This is a genomic window from Bradyrhizobium sp. SZCCHNR1093, assembly GCF_032381175.1.
Taxonomy (GTDB): Bacteria; Pseudomonadota; Alphaproteobacteria; order Rhizobiales; family Xanthobacteraceae; genus Bradyrhizobium.
This window is the reverse complement of the sequence record NZ_JAUHJJ010000001.1, coordinates 531,329-552,647: the sequence shown is the minus strand read 5'-3', so window position 1 is coordinate 552,647 and position 21,319 is coordinate 531,329. Positions and strand designations below refer to the sequence as shown.

Genomic DNA, 21,319 nt, shown 5'->3' with positions numbered 1-21,319 from the left:
GGACTCTGGATTGCTTCGCTTACGCTCGCAATGACGGAGGAGGGAGCCTGCGTCTCAAAACCTCATCGGGAGGACGCGCCAGCGCGATGAGGCGAGTCAATCCAGCCGCTTGATCGCGAGCACATCGCTCCCGCTCGCCTTGATACGGGCAATCGCTTCGCCGATCGGCTCGATCTGCGTGGCCATATGAAACGCGTTGGCGTGGACGATCGTGTCAGCATCGCGCACGATGGCGACGTGGCCCCTCCAGAACATCAGATCGCCGCGGCGAAGCGGCTCTCCCCCGTCGAGCAAGCGCCCCAGCGCGGCGAGCTGCATGTCGCTGTCGCGCGGGCACGGCACACCCGCAGCATTCAACGACACCTGCACCAGGCCGGAGCAGTCGATGCCGAGGCTGCTCTTGCCGCCCCACAGATAGGGCGTGCCGACGAAGCGTTCGGCGACCGCGACATAATCGGGCTCGATGGCACCGAGCAGCGCCACGTGCGGCTTCGGCACGAACCAGCCATCGGCCGTCACGGCGAAGCTCGCGTCCTCGCGCGCGACCGCGATGGTCGAGCCCATCAGCAGCGTCGCGACCGGCGGCAGTTTGATCGACGGTCCGGGGAACGCGAAGCTGCGCACGGCGCTGATCTTGTGCGTCGGTGCTACGGCGGGCGCCGCCAGCGCGGCCTCCGGCAGCCAGCCGACATAGCCGTCGGCCGCGAGCTGGCCCCAGGCCCAGCCCTCGCCGTTGCGATCATAGATCGTGACGCGCTCGCCCCTCAGCGCCTGCGTCGCCAGCTCGGCGCCGGAGAACGGCTGCTGGCGCAGCGGGGCGATGGAATCGGCGACCACCAGCATCTCGCCCTCGACGAAGCGCGCGGCCGTGACCTGGCCTTCGAGATGCTTCGCAGCGATGTCGCCGCGCGCAGGCGTGAGGCGCGGATCAGCCATAGCGCTCGCTCAGGAGCTTGTAGAGCGCACGCGCCGCCTGGCATTCGCCGCCCTCGGGCCGGCCCGGCTTGGCGGACGGCGTCCAGGCGAAGATGTCGAGATGCAGCCAGCTCTTCGCGTGCTCGACGAAGCGCTGCAGGAACAGCGCGCAGGTGATCGAGCCGGCGAAGCCGCCCGAGGGCGCGTTGTTGATGGTCGCGACCTTGGAGTCGAGCCACGAGTCGTACGGTGCCCACAGCGGCATGCGCCACAGCGGATCGTTCTCGGCGGCAGCGCAGCGCGCGACATCGGCTGCGAGCGCCTCGTCCTGGGTGTAGAATGGCGGCAAATCGGGACCGAGCGCGACGCGCGCCGCGCCGGTCAGCGTGCCCATGTCGATCAGCAGGTCGGGCTTGTCCTCGTCGGCCAGCGCCAGCGCGTCAGCCAGGACCAGCCGGCCCTCGGCATCGGTGTTGCCGATCTCGACCGTGATGCCCTTGCGCGAGGGAAACACGTCGAGCGGACGGAAGGCGTTGCCGGCGACCGCGTTCTCGACCGCTGGAATCAGCACGCGCAGATGCAGCTTGAGCTTGGCATCCATCACCATCTGCGCCAGCGCCAGCACGTTGGCGGCGCCGCCCATGTCCTTCTTCATCAGGAGCATGCTGCTCGACGGCTTCAGGTCGAGCCCGCCGGTGTCGAAGCAGACGCCCTTGCCGACCAGGGTCACCTTGGGATGTGATGGATCGCCCCAGACGAGCTCGATCAGGCGCGGCGCGCGGGTCGAGGCGCGGCCGACGGCATGGATCAGCGGATGGTTCGCTTGCAGCAGGTCGTCGCCGACGATGCTGGTGAAGCGGGCGCCGAAGCGGTCGGCGAGCTGCTTTGCAGCGGCCTCGAGCTCCTCGGGCCCCATGTCGTTGGACGGCGTGTTGACGAGGTCGCGCGCCAATGTCGCCGCGTCGGCAAGTCGGTTCAGCTCGGCGGCGTCGACGCCATCCGGCGGAACGAGGCGAACCTCCGGCGTCTCGGTCTTGCGGTAGCGGCCGAAGCGGTAGCTGCCGAGCGCGAAGGCGAGCGCCGCCAGCCGCGCATCATGGGGAGCATTGGCAAAGCGGTAGGTGCCCGCAGGCAGCAGGCCGGGCAGGGCGCCGGGCCGGAACAGATCGCGGTGCCCGGCGTCGTCGTCCTCGATGCCGAACAGGACCTGCGCGATGCGGCCGTCGGCGGCTGGCAGCGCCAGATAGCTGCCGGGCTTGGCGGTGTAGACGTTGGCCTCGGCGAAGTTGCGCGCTTCAACCGACAGGCTCTCCTTGATCCCCGGCCAGTTCGCCTTCGTCACGAAGGTGATCGGGATGGCGGACGTTGTGGAGGCGGTCTCGAACATCGACGGCATGCCTAATGGTTCCCTAACTGGCGCGCGGCAGCCAGACTTCGCAGAGTTTGGAGGCCGCTGCAATCGCGCCGGCCGCATCGCCTGCAAGCCGACGCAAATGTGACGGCTGCGCCTGGAACACGCCATTAACCGGCTGTTAGCGTTAACAGTTTATTGCTGGCGCGTTCAATTCGCCCGTTCGAGTCCAAGTGACATGCGTCAAGCGCCTCCCATTCCCCGGCTCCTCGCGTCCGTTGCCCTCGCCGCGCTCGCCGCTGCGGGCCTCGGCGGCTGCCAGACTATGTCCGACGTCACGGGCTCGCTGCGCAGCCGGGCCGAGCCGCCGCCGCCCGCGACCCCGCAGCGCGCGGTCGAGGTCTATGGCGAGCGCTACCGCGCCAACCCGAAGGATGCGGCCATCGCGCTCGCCTACGGCCAGGCGCTGCGCAACAACGGCCAGCGCGAGCAGGCGGTCGCCGTGCTCGAGCAGGCCACGCTCGCCAACGCCGGCAACAAGACCGTGCTCGCGGCCTACGGACGGGCGCTCGCCGACAACGGCAATTTCAAGCTGGCGTTCGACGTGCTGTCGCGCGCGCACTCGCCCGACAATCCCGATTGGAAGCTGCTGTCGGTGCAGGGCACCGTCTTGGACCAGATGGGCCGCCACGACGAGGCGCGGCGCTATTACGACAGCGCGCTGAAGATCGTGCCGGGCGAGCCCTCGGTGCTGTCCAATCTCGGCCTATCCTACATGCTGACACGGGAGCTGCCGAAGGCCGAGGAGGTGCTGCGCCAGGCCTACGGCTCGCAGCGGGCGGACGCGCGGGTGCGCCAGAACCTCGCGCTCGTCGTCGGCCTGCAGGGACGCTTCGCGGAGGCCGAGCAGATCGCACGGGCCGATCTGCCGCCGGACGAGGCCGCCGCCAACGTCGCCTATCTCAAGCAGATGATTCAGGGGCAGAGCCAGGGCAAGGGCAAGGCGCGCAACGCGGCGCCGATGGCCGCGCTCAACCCGCCGGACTGACGGCGTGCCCTATCGTGTCGCGCCTGTGAGCAGGCGGCGGCATGTGTCGACGAACACGTCGGCGCCGGTGACGATGTCGGCGTCGGCCGTGTTCTCGGTCCAGTGATGGCTGATGCCGCCGATCGACGGCACGAACAGCATGCCGGCCGGCATGATGGTGGCCAGCACCTGCGCGTCGTGTCCGGCGCCGCTCGGCATCCGCAGCGACTTGCCGCCGGCGAGATCGCGGCTGGCGGCCTCGATCGCATCCTGGAACGTGCCGTCCATCATGGCCGGCGCGCCGGTACGGATGCGTTCGACGGCGACATGGCAGGGACCTGCGTCTGACGCCTGCGCAGCCATCTCACGCAGCAGCTCCTCGAGCCGGTCGACCACGGCGGCATTGTCGTCGCGGATCTGGAACAGCATCTCGGCCTGGCCGGGGATGATGCTCGGTGCGCCCGGATCGAGCGTGATGCGTCCCGTGGTCCACACCGTGCGCGGGCCGCAGGCGGCCGGAAAGCGCGCATCGATCGCGACACAGAACTTGGCGAGCGCGAGCCCGGCATCCTTGCGCACCGCCATCCGCGTCGTGCCGGCATGGTTCTGCTCGCCGGTGAAGGTGATGCGGTATTGCCAGATGCCGACGATCGAGGTGACGACACCGATCTTGAGCCCGCTCGCCTCGAGCGTGTCGCCCTGCTCGATATGAGCTTCGAGATAGCCGATATGCCGGCCGCGCTCGGCCTGCAGGCGCGGCCGTCCGGCGAGGCCCATCTCGGCAAGCGCCTCGCGCATCGTGCGCGGGCTGCTGCGGTCGCGGGCAGCATCGATGTCGGCCTCGCTGACGTCGCCGACATAGGACCGGCTGCCGAGCATGCTGCCGAAGTGGCCCTCCTCGTCGCACCAGGAGGCGACCTCCACCGCACCGTTGATGGACGGGTCTGGATTGAGCACGCGCGCCGCCTCCAGCGCGTAGATGACGCCGAGCGGGCCGTCGAGCCAGCCGGCCCGATTCTGGCTCTCGAGATGCGATCCGGCCAGCAGCTTGGGGCCCGGCTTGGCGCTGGTGCCGAGCACATTGCCGATGCCGTCGATATCAGGCGTGAGCTGCGCGTCGGGCAGGCGCTCGGCGAGCCAGGCCAGCGACTGCCGGTGGGCGTTGGAGAAGGTCGGCCGGTGCACGCCGGTCTTGTAGGTGCCGAAGGCACGCAGCGCGTTCAGATCGGCCAGAACGCGGGCGCCATCGGCGCGGCGGAGCTTGTCGGACATCAGGCGGAGACCTCGATCATGCTCAGCCTAGCTTCCAGGGTAGAGCCGCGACCGCAAGCGAAATTTCTCGCGAGCGGTCTACGTCTACTGCATGGCCGCGACCTTGATGCCGGTCGGTCCCAGAATGACCACGAACAGCACCGGCAGGAAGAACAGGATCATCGGCACCGTCAGCTTCGGCGGCAGCGCCGCGGCCTTCTTCTCGGCCTCGTTCATGCGCATGTCGCGATTTTCCTGCGCCATCACGCGCAGCGACTGCCCAAGCGGCGTGCCGTATCGCTCCGATTGCTGGAGCGCGAGGCAGACCGACTTCACGCCCTCCAGGCCGGTGCGGCGGGCGAGGTTCTCATAGGCGACCTTGCGGTCCTGCAGGTAGGAGAGCTCGGCGGTGGTCAGCGTGAACTCCTCCGACAACGCGATCGACTGGCTCGAGATCTCGATCGCCACCCGGCGGAAGGCGGCCTCGATCGACATGCCGGACTCGATGCAGATCAGCAGCAGGTCGAGCGCGTCGGGAAAAGCGCGCTTGATCGACAACTGGCGCTTGGAGATCGCATTGCTGAGGAACAGCATCGGCGCCTGCAGGCCGAGATAGGCCATGCCGACGCAGATGCCGATCTTGACCGGCATCGACTTCTGCAGATTGGCGATCACGAAGACGTACAGCACGGAGCCGACGAACAGCACCAGCGGTGTCACCATGCGCGCGAACAGGAAAGTGATGTAGGGCGCCTGGCCGCGGTAGCCCGCCATGATGAGCTTCTCGCGGGCCGCTTCCTGGGCGAGCCATTTGGTGAGGTTGAAATCCTCCACGACACGAGAGATGAGCTGCTTCGGCGTCTGCCGCAGCGAGACCTTCTCGCCGGCGTTCAACCGCTCGCGCTCACGCTGCTTGATCCGCTCGCGTTCGCTGGCGACCGCCTTCATGCGCTTGTTCAGGTTTTCGCCCGCGAACAGCGGCATGATCAGCGTATAGACGGTGGCCGTCGCCGCGATGGCGGCGAAGAACATCGTCATGAAGTGCGGGTCGTGCAGCTTGGTGACCAGAAAGTCGACCATGGTCCACCTCAGAAATCGAAATTGATCATCTTCTTCATGACCAGGATGCCCATCGACATCCAGATCACGCAGCCGACCAGCATCAGCTGGCCGGTCGGATGGGTCCAGAGCAGCGAGATGTAGTCGGGCGTGCTCAGATAGACCAGCAGCATCACGATCGGCGGCAGCGATCCGATGATGCCCGCGGAGGCCTTGGCTTCCATCGACATCGCCTGGATCTTCTCGCTCATCTTCTTGCGGTCGCGCAGCACCTTCGAGAGGTTGCCGAGAGCCTCGGAGAGATTGCCGCCCGACTTCTGCTGGATCGCGATGACGATGCCGAAGAAGTTGGCTTCCGGCAGCGGCATACGCTCATACAGCCGCGCACAGGCCTCGCCGAGCGGCATGCCGATCGCCTGGGTCTCGATGATCGCGAGGAACTCGCTGCGCAAGGGCTCCGGCGCATCGGCGGCGACGACCTTGATCGATTCGAACAGCGGCAGGCCCGCCTTGATGCCGCGCACGATCACGTCGACGGCGTCCGGCAATGCTGCCAGGAATTTCTTCTCGCGCCGCTTCTTGAGGTAGCCGAGGATCCAGCGCGGCAAACCGAGACCTGCAGCGAAGCCGAGCCCGAGCGCGCCGAGCGGGCCGCCACCGGCGAAGAAGGCGACCGCGCAGACGACGAAGCCGAGGACGCCGGAAACGATCCAGAACTTCTGCACGGTCCAGTCGAGCCCAGCCTGCGAAATCCGCATATTCAGCGGGACTTTGCTCTGCTTCTGGGCCTTCGCCTCGAGATCCTTCAGCGACGACTCGACCTGCTCGCGGCGCGAGCGCTGACTGCGTTCGGCCTGGCGGACCACCGGCTCGGACTTGGCGACGGTGCTGCGCCGCTGCTCGGCCTTCCGCTCACCCGACAGCAGGGGATAAAGGAACACCCAGGCGATGCCGCCGATGGCGGTGGCGGCGAGGAAGGCAAGGGCGAGAGCCTGAAGCTTCATGGGGTCTCTCCTCAGTCCTTGCTCGCGACTTCGGCGGCGTCGAGTGCAGCCGCAAGCCGCTTCTCTTCGCCGTAGTAGCGCGCACGCTCCCAGAACCGCGGCCGACCGATTCCGGTCGAGCGGTGGCGCCCGATGATCTTGCCGTTCGCGTCCTCGCCGATCATGTCGTAGAGGAAGATGTCCTGGGTGATGATGGTGTCGCCTTCCATGCCCATCACCTCGGTGATGTGCGTGATGCGGCGGGAGCCGTCGCGCAGGCGCGCCGCCTGGACGATGACGTCGATCGAGGCGCAGATCATCTCACGGATGGTCCGCGACGGCAGCGAGAAGCCGCCCATCGTGATCATGGATTCGCAGCGGGACAAGGCTTCGCGCGGGTTGTTGGCGTGCAGCGTGCCCATCGATCCGTCGTGACCGGTGTTCATGGCCTGCAGCAGGTCGAAGGCCTCGGGTCCGCGGACCTCGCCGACGATGATGCGTTCGGGTCGCATACGCAGGCAGTTTCTCACCAGCTCGCGCATCGTCACCTGGCCTTCGCCTTCGATGTTGGGCGGCCGGGTTTCGAGGCGCACCACGTGTGGCTGCTGCAGCTGGAGCTCGGCGGCGTCCTCGCAGGTGATGACGCGCTCGTCGTGATCGATATAGTTGGTCAGGCAGTTCAACAGCGTGGTCTTGCCCGAACCGGTACCGCCGGAGATCAGCACGTTGCAGCGGACGCGGCCGATGATCTGCAGGATTTCTGCGCCCTCCGGCGAGATCGCGCCGAACTTGACCAGCTGATCGAGGGTCAGCTTGTCCTTCTTGAACTTTCGAATGGTGAGCGCGGGGCCGTCGATCGCAAGCGGCGGAACGATGGCGTTGACGCGCGAGCCGTCGGCGAGACGCGCGTCGCAGATCGGCGAGGATTCGTCGACGCGGCGGCCGACCTGGCTGACGATGCGCTGGCAGATGTTCAGGAGCTGCTGGTTGTCGCGGAACCGGATGCCCGTGCGCTGGATCTTGCCGTTGACTTCGATAAAGACCGTACCGGCGCCGTTGACCATGATGTCGGCGATGTCGTCGCGCGACAGCAGCGGCTCCAGCGGGCCATAGCCGAGGACGTCGTTGCAGATATCGTCGAGCAGCTCTTCCTGCTCGGCGATCGACATCACGATATTCTTGATCGCGATGATCTCGTTGACGATGTCGCGGATTTCCTCGCGCGCGGATTCGCCGTCGAGCTTGGCCAGCTGAGCGAGATCGATCGCTTCGATCAGCGCCCCGAAGATCGTCGCCTTGACCTGATAGTAACTGTCCGAACGCCGGGCCTCGACAACCGGTGGCGGCGGCGGCGGAGCCTGCCGGGTCGGAGCCAGAGGTGGCGACGGCACGGCCGGAGACGCCGCGCGTGGTGCGGCCGGCGCCGGCTCGGGCGCTGGCGCAGCCGGCCTGAGGGTCCTGGTATCGTTGTCCAATCCGCTACGCTTACCAAACACGACTTAGAACTCCACGCGTGCCTACTTCGCCCTCAGCTTGTCCAGCAGAGGCGACAGGAAGGAGCCTTTCGGCTTCTTGGTCTCGCTGCGGCCGGTGAGCCGCTGCGCAATCTGGAGAAACATCTCCGTCGTCCGATGACTGGGAGACATTTCCGCAATCATCTGGCCGTTGTTGGCGGCGGCGCCGAAGATCTGCGGCTCGAACGGGATCGTGGCGATCGGCGGGCTTTCGATCGCCTTGGCGAACTCGCTCGCATTGATCTCGGGCCGCTTGGGAACGCCGACCTGGTTCAGGCAGTAGAGCGGCATGCGATCGTTCGGCCGAGCGGCCTTGAGGAGATCGAACATGTTCTTGGTGTTGCGCAGCGAGGCGAGATCCGGCGCCGCCACGATCAGGATGTCGTCCGCGGAGATCAGCGCCCGCTTGGTCCAGCCTGCCCATTGATGCGGAACGTCGAGCACGATGCAGGGCATCGAGGCCCGCAGCGTGTCGAAGACCGCATCGAATGCCTCGGCGCCGAAATCGTAGACCCGGTCGAGCGTCGCGGGCGCGGCCAGCAGGCTCAGATGATCGGTGCATTTCGACAACAGCCGGTCCATGAAGGCGATGTCGATCCGGTCCGGCGAGAACACCGCGTCCGCGATGCCCTGCGCGGGATCCTGGTTGTAGTCGAGGCCGGCGGTGCCGAACGCCAAATCAAGGTCGGCCACGACGGAATCCATCGACAGGTTGCGCGCGATCGCCCAGGCGATGTTATGGGCGAGGGTCGAAGCTCCGACGCCACCCTTGGCGCCGACGACGGCAATGATGCGCCCGACGGCCTTGGCCTCTGGCGCCGAGAACAGGTTGCAGATCGAGCGGACGACGTCGATCGGCGTCACCGGCGACAGCACATAGTCGCTGACGCCGCGCCGCACCAGCTCGCGATACAGCGTGACGTCGTTGACGCGGCCGATCACGACGACGCGCGTGCCCGGGTCGCAAACCGTGGCGAGCTGATCCAGGCCTGCCAGGATGTCGGTGCGCGCATCCGTCTCCAGGATGATGACGTTCGGGGTCGGTGCCGACCGGTAGGCCTCGATCGCCGCCGCCATGCCGCCCATCTGAACCTTCAGATGCGCCTTGCCGAGGCGCCGGTCCTCACCGGCGGCCTGAACCGTCGCGGCGGTTTCCACCGTCTCACAGAACGCCTGCACGGACACGCGCGGCGCGGGCGCGATGTGATCGTCGGCCGGCGGCGGCACGACGTCAGGCTGCTCCTCTTGGGTCTGTCGGGCGTAGCTGATCATTTGCCTGTGTCGCTGAGTTTGGCCTTGTCGGCCTCTGGATACGTGATCGCGGTTGATTGTCCCTTGCGATATTTGTCGAACAACGCCGTGCGCCGGGTGGTATAGGACGGCGTTTCGGATCGCGGCTGCACGAGATCAGACGGGTTTGCGACCATTGCCGCCATGTTGCGCTGGTAGGCGCAGCCGTAGTTCCAGTCAGGCTTGTTGTCGAACCAGTTCTTGTTCTTGATCGACGGCCCGAGGTCGTCCGGCCAGACGCCGCAGGGCCCGACCGTGGCCGACATTTTAGGATAGCTCAGCCGGATCGCGGCCATCTGGCGCGGGTCCTTCGGCTGATAATTGCGTACGGTGATGCCGTGCGGCGGAACGCCGGCGGCGGCAAGCAGGGAGTGGATCTCCCGCATCGAGTCGGCGGCCGCCCGTGCATTGGGGGTGCCGCTCGGCACGTCGGCGCTGATCGCGCCCGTGCCTTGGCGAATCCAGCCCTGGGCCAGTCCCATCACGTCGGCGCGCTGCTCGGCGGTCAGGCCGCCACGGCCCTGGCCGACGAAGACCACCAGGGAGTCCGGGGCCTCCTGGATCGCAATCGGGTGGCGCAGCCGGTAGTCGTCCGGGATGCTCGCCGTGGTGGCAGCGTCTCTGGTGTAGTTGCAGGCGCCGAGCAGGGCTGCGGCTCCGGCGAGCGCTGCGGCAAGGGGCAGGCGGCGGTATCGAGCGGGGCTGGATGTGATGGTCATCGTTGCAGGTCCTTGTCCCGGCTCAGTCCGTGATGAAGCCATAGGTGCCGCGATAGTTGCGTCCGGGTTCGGCCCGGCCGGGTACGCCGTAGATGCGGTTGATGCTGCCCAGGAGATCGGCCTGGGGGTCGGACGCGGCCGCGAAGCCGTCGTCTGGGCGGGAGAGATCCTTCTGTGCCACGGCGCGGACGACGAACGGCGTCACCAGAACCATCAATTCGGTCTGGTTGTTGACGTAGTCGCGGCTGCGGAACAGCGCGCCGAGGACCGGCAGCTGCATCAGGCCCGGCATGCCGCTGATCGCCTGCTTGGTCTGCTGCTGGATCAGGCCGGCCATCGCCATGGCGCCGCCGGAGGGAATTTCCAGCGTGGTCTCGGCGCGCCGGGTCTTGATCGAAGGAACCGTCAACGAGTTGACCGTCGTCGAGCTGACGGCTTGCGACAGCGTGATCGAGTTCTCGTTTGAGAGCTCCGAGACCTCGGTCATCACCCGCATCGAGATCCGGCCCTCGCTGAGCACGACGGGCGTGAAGTTGAGCGAGATGCCGAACTTCTTGAAGCTGATCTGCGTCGTACAGACATGGGTCGTCGGATCGCAGGAGTAGCCGGCAGGAACCGGAAACTCGCCGCCGGCGATGAAGGTCGCGGACTCGCCCGAGATGGCGGTCAGATTGGGTTCCGCGAGGGTACGGATCACGCCCGCGTTCTCCATCGCGCGCAGCGTCGCCTGCACCGTCGGGGCCGCTCCGAACGCTGCGCTCACGGCATTGTTCGAGACCAGATTGCTGCCATAGGCCGTGAACGGATTGGAGTTGGCGAATTTGACGACGGCCGTTCCATAGTTGAGCTGGCCGGAGAGATCGATGCCGAGCTGCTTGACGATCGAGCGCTGCACCTCGGCGACCGTCACCTTCAGCATGACCTGGTCGCGGCCGCGCACGGTGATCGAGTTGACGACCTTGTCGGCGCCGCCGGCGAGCCGGGCGGCGAGTTCGCCGGCCTGCTGGGCTTCGATCTGGCTCGACGCCGAGCCGGTCAGCACGATGCTGTCGGCGAGGCCTTCGATCTGGATATCGGCATTCGGCAGCAACTGCTTCAGCGCCGCCCGCGCGCCGTTCAGGTCGCGCTTGACCGCGATGTCGTAGGCCGCGATCTGCTGGCCCTGCGCGTCGAAGAAGACGATATTGGTCTGGCCGATCGCCGCACCGATGATGTAAGCGCGCTGGGCGGAGCGCACGACGGCATTCGCGATCTTCGGATCGGCGACGAGAACGTCCTTGATGTCGCGCGGCAGATCGATGACGACGGACTTGCCGATGCCGAGCGCAAGGAAGCGTGCATTGATCTGGCCGTCCGCGGCGGCTGCGGTCGCCGGGCGGTAGTCTGCCGCGATCACCGGCGCGATCGCCGGATTGAGGGTCAGCGCAGCGGCGGCCGAAAACGACAGCGCGCGGACCAACAGGGTCCGCATCTTCCGCTGATTTTCGCTGCAGGTCATCTTGGTGGTCCTCTTGCTCACTTCTGCGTCGTCATCGTGCTGGGAATGCCGAAGCGGACGACGGCAACGCTGTCGCTGCGCTTGCGGCTGGTCTCGTCCGTGCGGTGCTCGGCCACGTTGACGTCGGCGATGCTGCGGAGCGCCAGGGACAGCGTTCCGGTTTGACGGGCACGCGCGAGCGTCTCGGCCTGTTCCGGCTTCAGCTCCAGCGTGACGGTCTTGCCGACCACCGTGGTCTGGCCGTCTTTTTCCTTCGGAGCCTGATCGATCGCCAGCACGCGGATGTTCGACAGGATGATATCGGAGCTGACGACGTCGCCCGCGTTGGGCTGATCCGGATTGCGCTCGCGCTTGGACAGGATCACGTCGACGCGGTCGTTCGGCAGGATGAAGCCGCCGGCGCCGGTCTCCGGAGAAATCTCGGTGGAAACGGCGCGCATGCCGGCCGGCAGGATCGCGGCCATGAAGCCCGAGCCGTCGGCCTTGACGAGCTTCTGTTCGCGGATGGGCTCGCCGGCAATGAACGGAGCCCGCGCGATCGTGCCCGTTATCTGCGTCTGTCCTTCGGGCCGCTCGCTGCGCCGGATGAAGCTGGAGCTGGCCGTGGCCGCCGGCCAGCTCTGCCACTGCAGATCTTCGGGCTTGAGCGATTGGCCGAGGGCGATGTCGCCCTTGGCGACGAGAACGTCGACGGTGGGCATCTGCGGCGCGGGCGCGGCAACTTGAGCCGGCCGGTCGTCGGACCCGCTCGCGAGATATGCGGCCACGCCGCCAGCGCCTACAGCGATGGTCAGAACCACAATGCGTGCGGTATTCATACGCTTCACTTTCCACATGACGCCGCGACGTTTCCGCCGCCGTGATGGGAGTTGAGCAGTTATTCGTCAAAGCATGGTTAATGAGGCGTATCTAAATCGCCTTAACACCGCGTTGACACGGTGCTTTCAGAGCAATGCAAGACGCGCAGCGTCGATCGCCTTCACCCAATCGGTCTCCGGATAGACCATCAGAGCGCCCAGGGCGAGCGCGATGCCATAGGGCACGCCGCTCTCCTTGGCGTGCAGGCGTGCAAGCCAGGGTTGCCCCGCCAGCATGTAGGGCAACGGCCATTGCCGGAACTGCATGAGGGCGAGAGTGAGCACGCCGCCGAAGATCGAGGCGTACAACAGGTAGTTCATCAGGTGGGCGAAGCCGAACCACAGCGCGGCGGCGGATGCGACCTTGGCGTCACCGCCGCCGATCCAGCCGAATGCAAAGCAGGTGAAAGCAATCACCAGCAGGGTCGCGCCGGCGCCGAGGTGCATCAGCATGTCAGCCATGCTCATGCCGCTCAGCGGCGCCAGAACCAGAAAGCCGGCGACGAGCGCAAGGGAGACCCGGTTCGAAATGGTCATCGTGAACAAATCGCTCGCCGCGGCAAAGGCCATCAGGGCCGGAAACAGCAGAAGGCGCGCGAGATCGAGGGTCATGGGCTCTCAATGGCATCGACGCGGCGCGTGGGTGCGCCGCTGCGCCAGAGTCTAGCTGCAAGAAATAAACGATCGGGAAACAGCCGGAATGGCCGGTTGGCTGTCGATCTCACCAGACGCTGACGATGCGGGCCGCGAGAGCGAGGATGGACAGGCCGAGGCCGCCGCAGATCCAACGCAAGGCGACGTCGGCCGCCCTGGGCGGGGGCCGGGACGCGGCTGCGGACAAAACGTGGTTACGCATCACTGAACGCCGCGAAGCTGAATGTGGAAATGATAAAGGCCCCGGATGTCCGGGGCCTTCTTTGCTCGGCCGTGACGACCGCTTACTTCAGCGAGGTGTTGATCGCGCCGAACTTGGAGCTCAGGCTGGAGCCGAGACCGTTCACCGCGGCAATGATCGCGAGCGAGATGCCGGCGGCGATCAGACCGTATTCGATCGCGGTCGCGCCGGATTCATCCTTCACGAAGCGAGCAAGAAGATTCTTCATAGGTAACTCCATGTACACGTGGCTGGTCGAACAAACTCTGGTCGTTGCGGCGTTCTCAGCACCGTGACCATGCGGCCACCCTAGGGGGCAGGAATTTCGGCGTAGTTAATTCGGTCGCCGAAACACGGCGACAAATGGCTGTTATTGTGCAGAGTAAACATAGGATGAAGCGCGGCGCGATCATTCGAAATGATGCATGGTCGCGCCGCGGTCGGTCTCGTTGAAAAGATGAGCGCAGGGTTTCGGCGATCATGCCCGACCGGTCCATCGCGGGGCCTGCTCCGCATTCCGCACTATATGCATATGGCCGTGTCGACCTGGCTGGCGGAGCATGTGGCTCGATGTCGATCGCGCTGGGCCGATAGGCAGAGCGGTTTTGCCGGCGCCGAGGTTCACGGCTCCTTAAGCGCCAAGGAGTACCCCTCGGAACAGTTCATGAGATGAGGAATGTGATGTCCGGTCTGCCATGGGAAGTCGCGCTGATGCTCGGCCAGACCATCGAGAAGGTGTTGCCGATCACCTTGGTGCTGGCGGTGGTGTTCTCGGTGCTCAGTCACTTCTGGGCCTGCAATCCCGGCAAGCCGTGGTGGCAGAAGCGCGAGCTCGTCACCGACGTGGTCTACTGGTTCTTCGTGCCGGTGTTCGCCCGGGTGCTCCGCATCGGCTTTCTCGTGCTCGGCGCCAGCGTTCTCTTCAAGATCCGCGACGCCGACGAGTTGATCGCCTTCTATGAGAACGGGCACGGCCCGCTGGCGCAGCTTCCCGAATGGCTGCAGGGGATGCTCTTCCTCGTGCTCTCCGACTTCATGCTGTACTGGACGCATCGTCTGTTCCATGGCGGCGAGTTCTGGAAATACCACGCGGTTCACCACTCGTCGGAGGATCTGGAGTGGATTTCGGCTGCCCGCTTCCATCCGATCAACTTGATCCTCGGCACGATCGCGGTCGACGTCATCCTCTTGATGGCCGGCATCTCGCCCAATGTCATGATCTGGGTCGGACCATTCACCACGTTCCATTCGGCCTTCGTGCACGCCAATCTCAACTGGACGCTGGGCCCGCTGAAATATGTCCTCGCCACGCCCATCTTCCACCGCTGGCACCACACGTCGATGGAGCAGGGCGGCAATACCAACTTCGCCGGCACGTTCCCGATCTGGGACATCCTGTTCGGCACGTTCCGGATGCCGGCGGGGCAGTTGCCCATGGCCTACGGCAAGGACGAGGCGACGATGCCCGGTGAGTTCGGCGGCCAGCTCGCGTTTCCGTTCCGGCGATGAGGGGTTTTGCAACCGCCCCAGACCAAATGGCGACGTTTGCAGATCATTCACCAATTGAGCGCAGATTTGCCGCGTCGGGCGCCGTCACCGCTGCGTATCGCTTGAGACGGCTCGTCAATGTCCCGGGGTTTGAGTATGTCGTTCTGTGTATCGCGTCGTCCTAGTGTTTCCTTCGCATTGCGGGCAGCTGTCGCCGCGGTGCTGCTGTGGCCGGCTGCCGCCTTGGCGGAGCCTGATCCCGCCATCGCCGTGAATGTCGACCAGGCCAAGCTGGTCAAGCTGCCCGACCGGGTCGCGACCCTCGTCGTCGGCAATCCGATGATCGCCGATGTGACCTTGCAGAGCGGCGGCATCATCGTCGTCACCGGCAAGAGCTATGGCGCCACCAACTTCATTGCGATGGATCGTGGCGGACAGGTGCTGATCGATCGCCAGATCCAGGTCGCCGGGCCCACCGACCAGCTCGTGACGGTGTATCGCGGCGTCGACCGTGAGACCTATAGCTGCATGCCGATCTGCCAGCGCCGGGTGACCTTGGGCGACGGCGACAACTACTTCAAATCGGTGCTCGACCAGGCTGGAACGATGTCCAGCACGGCGAGCGGTAACGCGGCGGCGGCCTCGAAGACCAACTGAGCGCTGGCCTTGCCACGCCTGCCCGGGTCGATGGCAGCGCCTGACCGCCTCTCCACGCGTGTCCGCGCCGACGATGCGGCGAGCCTTGCCGCTGGTGCTGCGGCTGGGTCGCCCGATTCGTTTGGTTTCTCGTTTGGTTTCGATGATCGGATCGGGCGGTGACGCGCTGTCTCGAAGGGCTGGCTGCGTGCGAACCCCCAAGCACGGTTAGCGGGACGTTGATGCGGCAGGCCATACTGTCCGCATCGTGGGAAACCCTTTCCCAAGGAGTTTCCGCTATTCCTTTCGCTCAGATTGATGTGCCTTTCCAGTCCGGATGAACCCATGCAAGCCCCCGTCTCCTCGACCGCTTCGATGCGCCGGATGCTGCGCCGCTTCCGACGCAACCGGCGGGCGTCGGCCGCGCTCGAATTCGCGCTGGTCGCGCCGGTCTTCTTCGCGCTGCTGTTCGCGATCATCGAAACGGCGCTGATGTTCTTTGCCGGGCAGGTGCTCGAGACGATCACGCAGGACTCGGCGCGCATGATCCTGACCGGACAGGCGCAACAGGGCGCCTATACGCAGGCGCAGTTCGCGAGCTACGTCTGCACCCAGGTTCCCGCGCTGTTCGACTGCAACAAGATCTATATCGACGTGAAGAGCTACTCCTCGTTCGGGAGCGTCTCGATCAGCAACCAGATCGACAACAGCGGCAACTTCGTCAACAACATGACCTACAGCCCGGGTGCCGCCGGAGACATCGTCGTCGTCAGGCTGTTCTATCAATGGCCGATCTTCGTGACGGGGCTCGGCTACAACATCGCCAACCTGAGCGGCAGCAAGCGGCTGCTGGTGGGCACGGCCGCATTCAAGAACGAGCCGTATTCATAAACACGGCTCTCACGACAAGGCTCTCGCGAGCTCCTTCAGAGGGACACCAGGAATTCATCATGCCGTTGGGAAGAATGCCGGGTATGTCTTCGAGCCTGCACCTGTGGCGTCGCATCGACGCCTTTGTCGCCGATCGACGCGGTGTCGCGGCCACCGAATTCGCATTCATCGTGCCGCTGATGCTGGTGATGTTCTTCGGCACGGTCGAATTCTGCTCGGCGATCGCCGTCGACCGCAAGGTCACCTTGATGGCGCGAACCCTGTCGGATCTGACATCGCAATCGACCACGGTCGGCGATAGCGACATGTCGAACTTCTTCGCCGCCTCGACCGGCATCATGTACCCCTATTCCACCACGCCGGTGAATGCGACGATCACCGAGCTCTATGTCGATCCCACCACCAAGCAGGCGACGGTGAAGTGGAGCAAGGGGTCGACACCGCGAACCGTCGGCATGACGGTCGGCGTGCCGGCTGAATTGCTGGTGTCCGGCACCTATCTGATCTTCAGCGAGGTGAACTACCAGTACGTTCCGACGATCGGCTACGTCATGGGCAAGACGGGCGTCAATCTCAGCGACGTCGCCTATACCCGCCCGCGGCAGTCGACCTGTGTGATGTATAGCCCGGCGACCTACTGCTGAGGTGAGGGCTGCCGCAACGGAGCCCGCCCGCGCCGGGGCTGCGGTCGCACGCGCCTGCGAACCGGCGCGACATGCGGTCTTTCGGGCGAGCGGAGCGCGGCGATGGGCATTCAGGCAGCGAAAAGCAGGCAATAAAAAAGGCCGCGCAAGGCGGCCTTTCGTTGTCCAGGCGGGCAATCGCGCAGGCGATTACCCTGGCGTCGCTCAATTGGCGGCGCGGAGATTATCGGCCGACGACTTGCCCGAACGGCGGTCCGCCACGATCTCGTAGGAGATCTTCTGGCCTTCGCGCAGCGTGCCGAGACCAGCGCGCTCGACGGCGCTGATGTGCACGAACACGTCGTTGCCGCCGTCATCCGGCTGAATGAAGCCATAGCCCTTGGTTGCGTTAAACCACTTCACGGTTCCCATGCTCACGGGGGTAGTTCCCTTCTCAGATATCAAATGCGTAACCCAGATTCCTGGGCTGGTTAGATCGAATTTTTGGAAGGGTCGTCAGCGTCTGAACCGGCTGTACCGGTAATAGCTAATCTCGTCCGGCCGAAAATCGATTGCGGGATATACTATTGGAAATGCCCGCGCAAAACAATCCTGAGCTGCGCGAGGGCGCATGATTTTTTGACGCGCCGGCTCGAGGCCGACGCGCTGAATTGTCGCTGATTGCGCAAGAGTTGATCAATTCGCTGGGTTGGGCGGAACCATTGCTCCGCCCAAGGCTCTAGCGCCGCCGGAACTGGCCGCCGCGCTGCGCTGCGCCACGCGGAGGTCCGCCGGTCGAGCTGGGGCGCTCGTCCTTGTGGCGGAAGATCAGCCGGCCCTTTTCCAGATCATAGGGCGACATCTCGACGGTCACGCGGTCTCCCGCGAGCGTCTTGATGCGATTCTTTTTCATCTTGCCGGCGGTGTAGGCGACGATTTCGTGCCCCGCATCGAGTTGTACCCGGTAGCGCGCGTCGGGAAGGATTTCGGTGACCAGCCCTTCGAACTGGATCAGCTCTTCCTTAGCCATGTCTCTCTCCAGATCGATAGACGTCTAGTTTGGCCGTTGGTTGCGGTTGTGAGCGTGGTTTTTGGGTCTGCCCTCGCGATGCAGGAAAGCAACGCCTTGAATCGACCCGGCCTTGCCGCCGCCTTGCGACGGCCGCTGGGGCTCCTGACGATTGCCTGGCAGAGGCGCCATCTTAGCATTGGAACGACGGCGACGGCGAGGGCCTTTTGCGGCGGTGCCACCCTCGTTGGTCCGCGCATTCTGCATGCCAGGACGGCCGCCACGCTGAGGCGGTTTGGCCGGTGCCGCGGCCTCGCGGAGGCCCGGCGTGCGGCGATCGTCGCGCGGCAGCGAGATCTTGATCAGCCGCTCGATGTCGCGAAGGTAGGACAGCTCGTCCGCTCCGGCGACGAGCGAAATCGCGATGCCTTCAGCGCCGGCGCGTGCCGTGCGGCCGATGCGGTGGACGTAGGTCTCCGGCACGTTGGGCAGGTCGAAATTCACGACATGGCTGACGCCGTCGACGTCGATGCCGCGGGCCGCGATGTCGGTTGCGACCAGGGTTCGGATCTCGCCGGTGCGGAACGCTGCGAGGGTGCGCTCGCGGTGGTTCTGTGACTTGTTGCCGTGAATCGCCTGGGCGGGGATGCCGGCCTTTTCCAGGCTCTTCACGACCTTGTCGGCACCGTGCTTGGTACGGGTGAACACCAGCGCGCGGTTGACCGGCTCCTGCTTGAGCAACTGAGCCAGAAGGTTCGGCTTGGCCGAGTGGTCGACGTGGATCACGCGCTGGGCAATGCGCTCGACCGTCGAGGAAACGGGGGTCACCGCGACCCGCGCGGGGTCGCGCAGCATGGCGTCCGCGAGCTCGGCGATGTCCTTCGGCATGGTGGCCGAGAAGAACAGCGTCTGCCGCTTGATCGGCAGCTTGGCGACGATCTTCCGGATGTCGTTGATGAAGCCCATGTCGAGCATGCGGTCGGCTTCGTCGAGCACCAGGAACTCGACCTGGTTCAGCTTCACGGCGTTGCCCTGGACGAGGTCGAGCAGCCGGCCAGGCGTGGCGACCAGCACCTCGAGGCCCGGCATGAGCGCGCGGACCTGGCGTCCCATCGGCACGCCGCCGATCGCGAGCGCCGAGGTCAGGCGGATGTGGCGGCCATAGGTGTTGAAGCTGTCGAGGATCTGGCCGGACAGTTCGCGGGTCGGGCTCAGAACGAGCACGCGCGCCGTCTTCGGCTGCGGCTTGATCCGGTTCTGCAGCAGGCGGTGCAGGATCGGCAGGGCGAACGAGGCGGTCTTGCCGGTTCCCGTCTGGGCGATGCCGATCACGTCGCGGCCTTCGAGGGCGAGCGGGATGGTCTGTGCCTGGATCGGGGTGGGGGTGGTGTAGTTCTCTTCCTTCAGCGCGCGCGTCAGCGCGTCGGCGAGGTTAAAATCCTGAAAGGATGTCAAAAGATTGGGCTTTCCATAAGAGGATGAGGCCCGTGTCGGCAGCCAGCCGGACGCGGGTGGGTGGTTGAAGAGACACCCGCGTGTTTGGAGCGTCGAGATTGGATGGGTGAGAATGCGAAGCCAGAAGCTCTGAACGAGCTAAAGAACACGCGGCTTGCAAAGATCCGGCCGATTCGCCTCGATCTATCAGATATATGGAACAGACTGGCGGCACTTTCAAGGCCGGTGCGCAACGGATCGGCGATTGAGCCGGTACTCTGCTGCTTTAATTTTAGCCATTCAAAACAAAGTGCATAAATCGTGTGCTCGATGCCAGCCGAATGATCACCGTGCCTGCCTAAACCGGCGGCACGAGATTGCGACCTTCCGTCGCGATTGGCCCAAGTTCCAGATTGGGATCAATGGCTTACGAGATGTGAACGGCATGGCATGCTTCTTGCGATTCTTCCGCCGCAGACCGCCGGCCGCCTTGGCTGTGAAGCACGTCTGCGTCAGGGAGATATTACCTCATGCTTACTCGACTCACTCAGGAATTAACGGCGCCATTCAGCCGCCGTCGCTGGCTGGCTGCTGCTGCCGGCCTGGCGCTCGGCGTCGCCGGCTTCGGCCCGGCCATGGCTGCCGACGACACCATCAAGATTGGTGTTCTGCATTCTCTGTCCGGCACCATGGCCATCAGCGAAACCACGCTGAAGGATACGATCCTGTTTCTGATCGACGAACAGAACAAGAAGGGCGGCGTGCTCGGCAAGAAGCTCGAGGCCGTCGTCGTCGATCCCGCGTCGAACTGGCCGCTGTTCGCCGAGAAGGCGCGCGAGCTGATCACCAAGAACAAGGTCGCGGTCGTGTTCGGCTGCTGGACCTCGGTGTCGCGCAAGTCGGTGCTGCCGGTGTTCAAGGAACTCAACAGCATCCTGTTCTACCCGGTCCAGTACGAGGGCGAGGAGAGCGAGCGCAACGTGTTCTACACCGGTGCGGCGCCGAACCAGCAGGCGATCCCGGCGGTCGACTACCTGATGAAGGAAGAGAAGGTGAAGCGTTGGGTGCTGGCCGGCACCGACTACGTCTATCCGCGCACCACCAACAAGATCCTGGAAGCCTACCTGAAGTCGAAGGGCGTGGCTCAGGACGACATCATGATCAACTACACGCCGTTCGGTCACTCCGACTGGCAGACGATCGTGGCCGACATCAAGAAGTTCGGTTCGGCCGGCAAGAAGACCGCGGTGGTCTCGACCATCAACGGCGACGCCAACGTTCCGTTCTACAAGGAGCTCGGCAACCAGGGCATCAAGGCCAAGGACATCCCGGTCGTCGCGTTCTCGGTGGGTGAGGAAGAGCTCGCCGGCATCGACACCAAGCCGCTGATCGGCCATCTCGCCGCCTGGAACTACTTCGAGTCGATCAAGACCCCGGCCAACGAGAAGTTCATCAAGGATTGGCAGGCCTATACCAAGAACCCGAAGCGCGTGACCAACGACCCGATGGAAGCGCACGTCATCGGCTTCAACATGTGGGTGAAGGCGGTCGAGAAGGTGAAGTCGACAGATGCGGACAAGGTCATCGACGCCCTCCCTGGCACCGAGGCCCCGAACCTGACCGGCGGCGTGTCGAAGATGCTGCCGAACCACCACATCACCAAGCCGGTGTTCATCGGCGAGATCAAGGGCGATGGCCAGTTCAGCGTCGTCTACAAGACCAAGGATCTCGTCCCGGGCGACGCCTGGTCGAAGGAGCTCGAGGGCTCCAAGGACCTGATCGGCGACTGGGTCGGCAAGAAGTGCGGCAACTTCAACGTCAAGACCAACAAGTGCCTGGGCTCGGGCAGTTGAGATCGATCTGACGTCCAAGTCACGACTGGAGAAGGCGGTGGATAGCG

21 protein-coding genes are annotated in these 21,319 nt (G+C 65.0%); 6 read left to right on the top strand and 15 right to left on the bottom strand.

The annotated features are described in order from the left end of the window. Positions 1-96: 96 nt before the first annotated feature. Together QX070_RS02715 and QX070_RS02710 are read right to left on the bottom strand one after the other, a co-directional pair. The gene (locus tag QX070_RS02715; protein ID WP_315734638.1) at positions 97-936 is read right to left on the bottom strand and encodes an NlpC/P60 family protein; all 840 of its coding nucleotides are present in this window, start codon (positions 934-936) and stop codon (positions 97-99) included. After that, complete coding sequence (locus tag QX070_RS02710; RefSeq protein ID WP_315734636.1) at positions 929-2,311, bottom strand: leucyl aminopeptidase family protein; 1,383 nt, start codon at positions 2,309-2,311, stop codon at positions 929-931. Before QX070_RS02710 ends, QX070_RS02715 begins: the two co-directional genes overlap by 8 nt. 193 nt (positions 2,312-2,504) lie before the next feature. Here QX070_RS02710 and QX070_RS02705 point away from each other — a divergent pair, with 193 nt between their 5' ends. Then, positions 2,505-3,314 (top strand): tetratricopeptide repeat protein, encoded by an 810-nt coding sequence (locus tag QX070_RS02705; protein WP_315734634.1) that lies wholly within the window; start codon positions 2,505-2,507, stop codon positions 3,312-3,314. A 9-nt stretch (positions 3,315-3,323) separates the two neighbouring features. Here the strand turns inward: QX070_RS02705 and QX070_RS02700 are convergent, their stop codons facing one another. The 10 genes from QX070_RS02700 to QX070_RS02655 all read right to left on the bottom strand — a co-directional run bounded on the left by QX070_RS02700 (position 3,324) and on the right by QX070_RS02655 (position 13,567). After that, entirely contained in the window at positions 3,324-4,565 is a 1,242-nt protein-coding gene (locus QX070_RS02700; protein WP_315734632.1) for a Zn-dependent hydrolase, read from the bottom strand. Positions 4,566-4,649: 84 nt separating this feature from the next. After that, a complete protein-coding gene (locus QX070_RS02695; protein WP_315734630.1) occupies positions 4,650-5,624 on the bottom strand; it encodes a type II secretion system F family protein in 975 nt (324 codons plus the stop codon). A gap of 8 nt (positions 5,625-5,632) precedes the next feature. Continuing rightward, on the bottom strand, positions 5,633-6,607 hold the full coding sequence (locus QX070_RS02690) for a type II secretion system F family protein (protein ID WP_315734628.1): 975 nt from the start codon (positions 6,605-6,607) through the stop codon (positions 5,633-5,635). 11 nt (positions 6,608-6,618) lie between these two features. Further along, complete coding sequence (locus QX070_RS02685; protein WP_315734626.1) at positions 6,619-8,082, bottom strand: CpaF family protein; 1,464 nt, start codon at positions 8,080-8,082, stop codon at positions 6,619-6,621. A gap of 21 nt (positions 8,083-8,103) precedes the next feature. Beyond that, positions 8,104-9,372, bottom strand: a complete 1,269-nt coding sequence (locus QX070_RS02680; protein ID WP_315734624.1) for a CpaE family protein — start codon at positions 9,370-9,372, stop codon at positions 8,104-8,106. Further along, complete coding sequence (locus QX070_RS02675; RefSeq protein ID WP_315734622.1) at positions 9,369-10,109, bottom strand: CpaD family pilus assembly protein; 741 nt, start codon at positions 10,107-10,109, stop codon at positions 9,369-9,371. Before QX070_RS02675 ends, QX070_RS02680 begins: the two co-directional genes overlap by 4 nt. Before the next feature lie 22 nt (positions 10,110-10,131). Further along, positions 10,132-11,607: a type II and III secretion system protein family protein gene (locus tag QX070_RS02670; protein WP_315735683.1), complete on the bottom strand. Its 1,476-nt coding sequence runs from the start codon at positions 11,605-11,607 to the stop codon at positions 10,132-10,134. Between the two features lie 17 nt (positions 11,608-11,624). Then, positions 11,625-12,425 carry a Flp pilus assembly protein CpaB gene (gene cpaB / locus QX070_RS02665; protein ID WP_315734619.1) on the bottom strand — a complete coding sequence of 267 codons (801 nt, stop codon included), beginning with the start codon at positions 12,423-12,425 and terminating at the stop codon, positions 11,625-11,627. 126 nt (positions 12,426-12,551) lie between these two features. Beyond that, a complete protein-coding gene (locus tag QX070_RS02660) occupies positions 12,552-13,076 on the bottom strand; it encodes a prepilin peptidase (protein WP_315734617.1) in 525 nt (174 codons plus the stop codon). 326 nt (positions 13,077-13,402) lie between these two features. Beyond that, complete coding sequence (locus QX070_RS02655) at positions 13,403-13,567, bottom strand: Flp family type IVb pilin (RefSeq protein WP_231317342.1); 165 nt, start codon at positions 13,565-13,567, stop codon at positions 13,403-13,405. A 452-nt stretch (positions 13,568-14,019) separates the two neighbouring features. Between QX070_RS02655 and QX070_RS02650 the strand changes: the two genes are divergently transcribed. The 4 genes from QX070_RS02650 to QX070_RS02635 all read left to right on the top strand — a co-directional run bounded on the left by QX070_RS02650 (position 14,020) and on the right by QX070_RS02635 (position 16,997). After that, positions 14,020-14,847: a sterol desaturase family protein gene (locus tag QX070_RS02650; protein WP_315734615.1), complete on the top strand. Its 828-nt coding sequence runs from the start codon at positions 14,020-14,022 to the stop codon at positions 14,845-14,847. A 135-nt stretch (positions 14,848-14,982) separates the two neighbouring features. Then, entirely contained in the window at positions 14,983-15,483 is a 501-nt protein-coding gene (locus QX070_RS02645; RefSeq protein ID WP_315734613.1) for a pilus assembly protein N-terminal domain-containing protein, read from the top strand. Between the two features lie 324 nt (positions 15,484-15,807). After that, entirely contained in the window at positions 15,808-16,353 is a 546-nt protein-coding gene (locus QX070_RS02640; protein ID WP_315734610.1) for a TadE/TadG family type IV pilus assembly protein, read from the top strand. A gap of 83 nt (positions 16,354-16,436) precedes the next feature. Beyond that, positions 16,437-16,997, top strand: a complete 561-nt coding sequence (locus tag QX070_RS02635; RefSeq protein ID WP_315734609.1) for a TadE/TadG family type IV pilus assembly protein — start codon at positions 16,437-16,439, stop codon at positions 16,995-16,997. 204 nt (positions 16,998-17,201) lie between these two features. On the opposite strand, the gene QX070_RS02630 is transcribed toward QX070_RS02635, so the two are convergent. From QX070_RS02630 to QX070_RS02620, 3 genes are all read right to left on the bottom strand, one after another. After that, on the bottom strand, positions 17,202-17,414 hold the full coding sequence (locus tag QX070_RS02630) for a cold-shock protein (protein WP_006612155.1): 213 nt from the start codon (positions 17,412-17,414) through the stop codon (positions 17,202-17,204). Positions 17,415-17,715: 301 nt separating this feature from the next. Further along, the gene (gene infA, locus QX070_RS02625; protein WP_315734606.1) at positions 17,716-18,006 is read right to left on the bottom strand and encodes a translation initiation factor IF-1; all 291 of its coding nucleotides are present in this window, start codon (positions 18,004-18,006) and stop codon (positions 17,716-17,718) included. Positions 18,007-18,030: 24 nt separating this feature from the next. Then, complete coding sequence (locus QX070_RS02620) at positions 18,031-19,440, bottom strand: DEAD/DEAH box helicase (RefSeq protein WP_315734604.1); 1,410 nt, start codon at positions 19,438-19,440, stop codon at positions 18,031-18,033. A gap of 509 nt (positions 19,441-19,949) precedes the next feature. Between QX070_RS02620 and urtA the strand changes: the two genes are divergently transcribed. Next, complete coding sequence (gene urtA, locus QX070_RS02615) at positions 19,950-21,272, top strand: urea ABC transporter substrate-binding protein (RefSeq protein ID WP_315734602.1); 1,323 nt, start codon at positions 19,950-19,952, stop codon at positions 21,270-21,272. Positions 21,273-21,319: the final 47 nt, after the last annotated feature.

What these genes read in the sequence shown, in the direction of transcription:
- QX070_RS02715 (WP_315734638.1), bottom strand. Translation starts at nt 936, where the DNA reads ATGGCTGATCCGCGCCTCACGCCTGCGCGCGGCGACATCGCTGCGAAG.
- QX070_RS02710 (WP_315734636.1), bottom strand. Translation starts at nt 2,311, where the DNA reads ATGCCGTCGATGTTCGAGACCGCCTCCACAACGTCCGCCATCCCGATC.
- QX070_RS02705 (WP_315734634.1), top strand. Translation starts at nt 2,505, where the DNA reads ATGCGTCAAGCGCCTCCCATTCCCCGGCTCCTCGCGTCCGTTGCCCTC.
- QX070_RS02700 (WP_315734632.1), bottom strand. Translation starts at nt 4,565, where the DNA reads ATGTCCGACAAGCTCCGCCGCGCCGATGGCGCCCGCGTTCTGGCCGAT.
- QX070_RS02695 (WP_315734630.1), bottom strand. Translation starts at nt 5,624, where the DNA reads ATGGTCGACTTTCTGGTCACCAAGCTGCACGACCCGCACTTCATGACG.
- QX070_RS02690 (WP_315734628.1), bottom strand. Translation starts at nt 6,607, where the DNA reads ATGAAGCTTCAGGCTCTCGCCCTTGCCTTCCTCGCCGCCACCGCCATC.
- QX070_RS02680 (WP_315734624.1), bottom strand. Translation starts at nt 9,372, where the DNA reads ATGATCAGCTACGCCCGACAGACCCAAGAGGAGCAGCCTGACGTCGTG.
- QX070_RS02675 (WP_315734622.1), bottom strand. Translation starts at nt 10,109, where the DNA reads ATGACCATCACATCCAGCCCCGCTCGATACCGCCGCCTGCCCCTTGCC.
- QX070_RS02670 (WP_315735683.1), bottom strand. Translation starts at nt 11,607, where the DNA reads ATGACCTGCAGCGAAAATCAGCGGAAGATGCGGACCCTGTTGGTCCGC.
- cpaB (WP_315734619.1), bottom strand. Translation starts at nt 12,425, where the DNA reads ATGAATACCGCACGCATTGTGGTTCTGACCATCGCTGTAGGCGCTGGC.
- QX070_RS02660 (WP_315734617.1), bottom strand. Translation starts at nt 13,076, where the DNA reads ATGACCCTCGATCTCGCGCGCCTTCTGCTGTTTCCGGCCCTGATGGCC.
- QX070_RS02655 (WP_231317342.1), bottom strand. Translation starts at nt 13,567, where the DNA reads ATGAAGAATCTTCTTGCTCGCTTCGTGAAGGATGAATCCGGCGCGACC.
- QX070_RS02650 (WP_315734615.1), top strand. Translation starts at nt 14,020, where the DNA reads ATGTCCGGTCTGCCATGGGAAGTCGCGCTGATGCTCGGCCAGACCATC.
- QX070_RS02645 (WP_315734613.1), top strand. Translation starts at nt 14,983, where the DNA reads ATGTCGTTCTGTGTATCGCGTCGTCCTAGTGTTTCCTTCGCATTGCGG.
- QX070_RS02640 (WP_315734610.1), top strand. Translation starts at nt 15,808, where the DNA reads ATGCAAGCCCCCGTCTCCTCGACCGCTTCGATGCGCCGGATGCTGCGC.
- QX070_RS02635 (WP_315734609.1), top strand. Translation starts at nt 16,437, where the DNA reads ATGTCTTCGAGCCTGCACCTGTGGCGTCGCATCGACGCCTTTGTCGCC.
- infA (WP_315734606.1), bottom strand. Translation starts at nt 18,006, where the DNA reads ATGGCTAAGGAAGAGCTGATCCAGTTCGAAGGGCTGGTCACCGAAATC.
- urtA (WP_315734602.1), top strand. Translation starts at nt 19,950, where the DNA reads ATGCTTACTCGACTCACTCAGGAATTAACGGCGCCATTCAGCCGCCGT.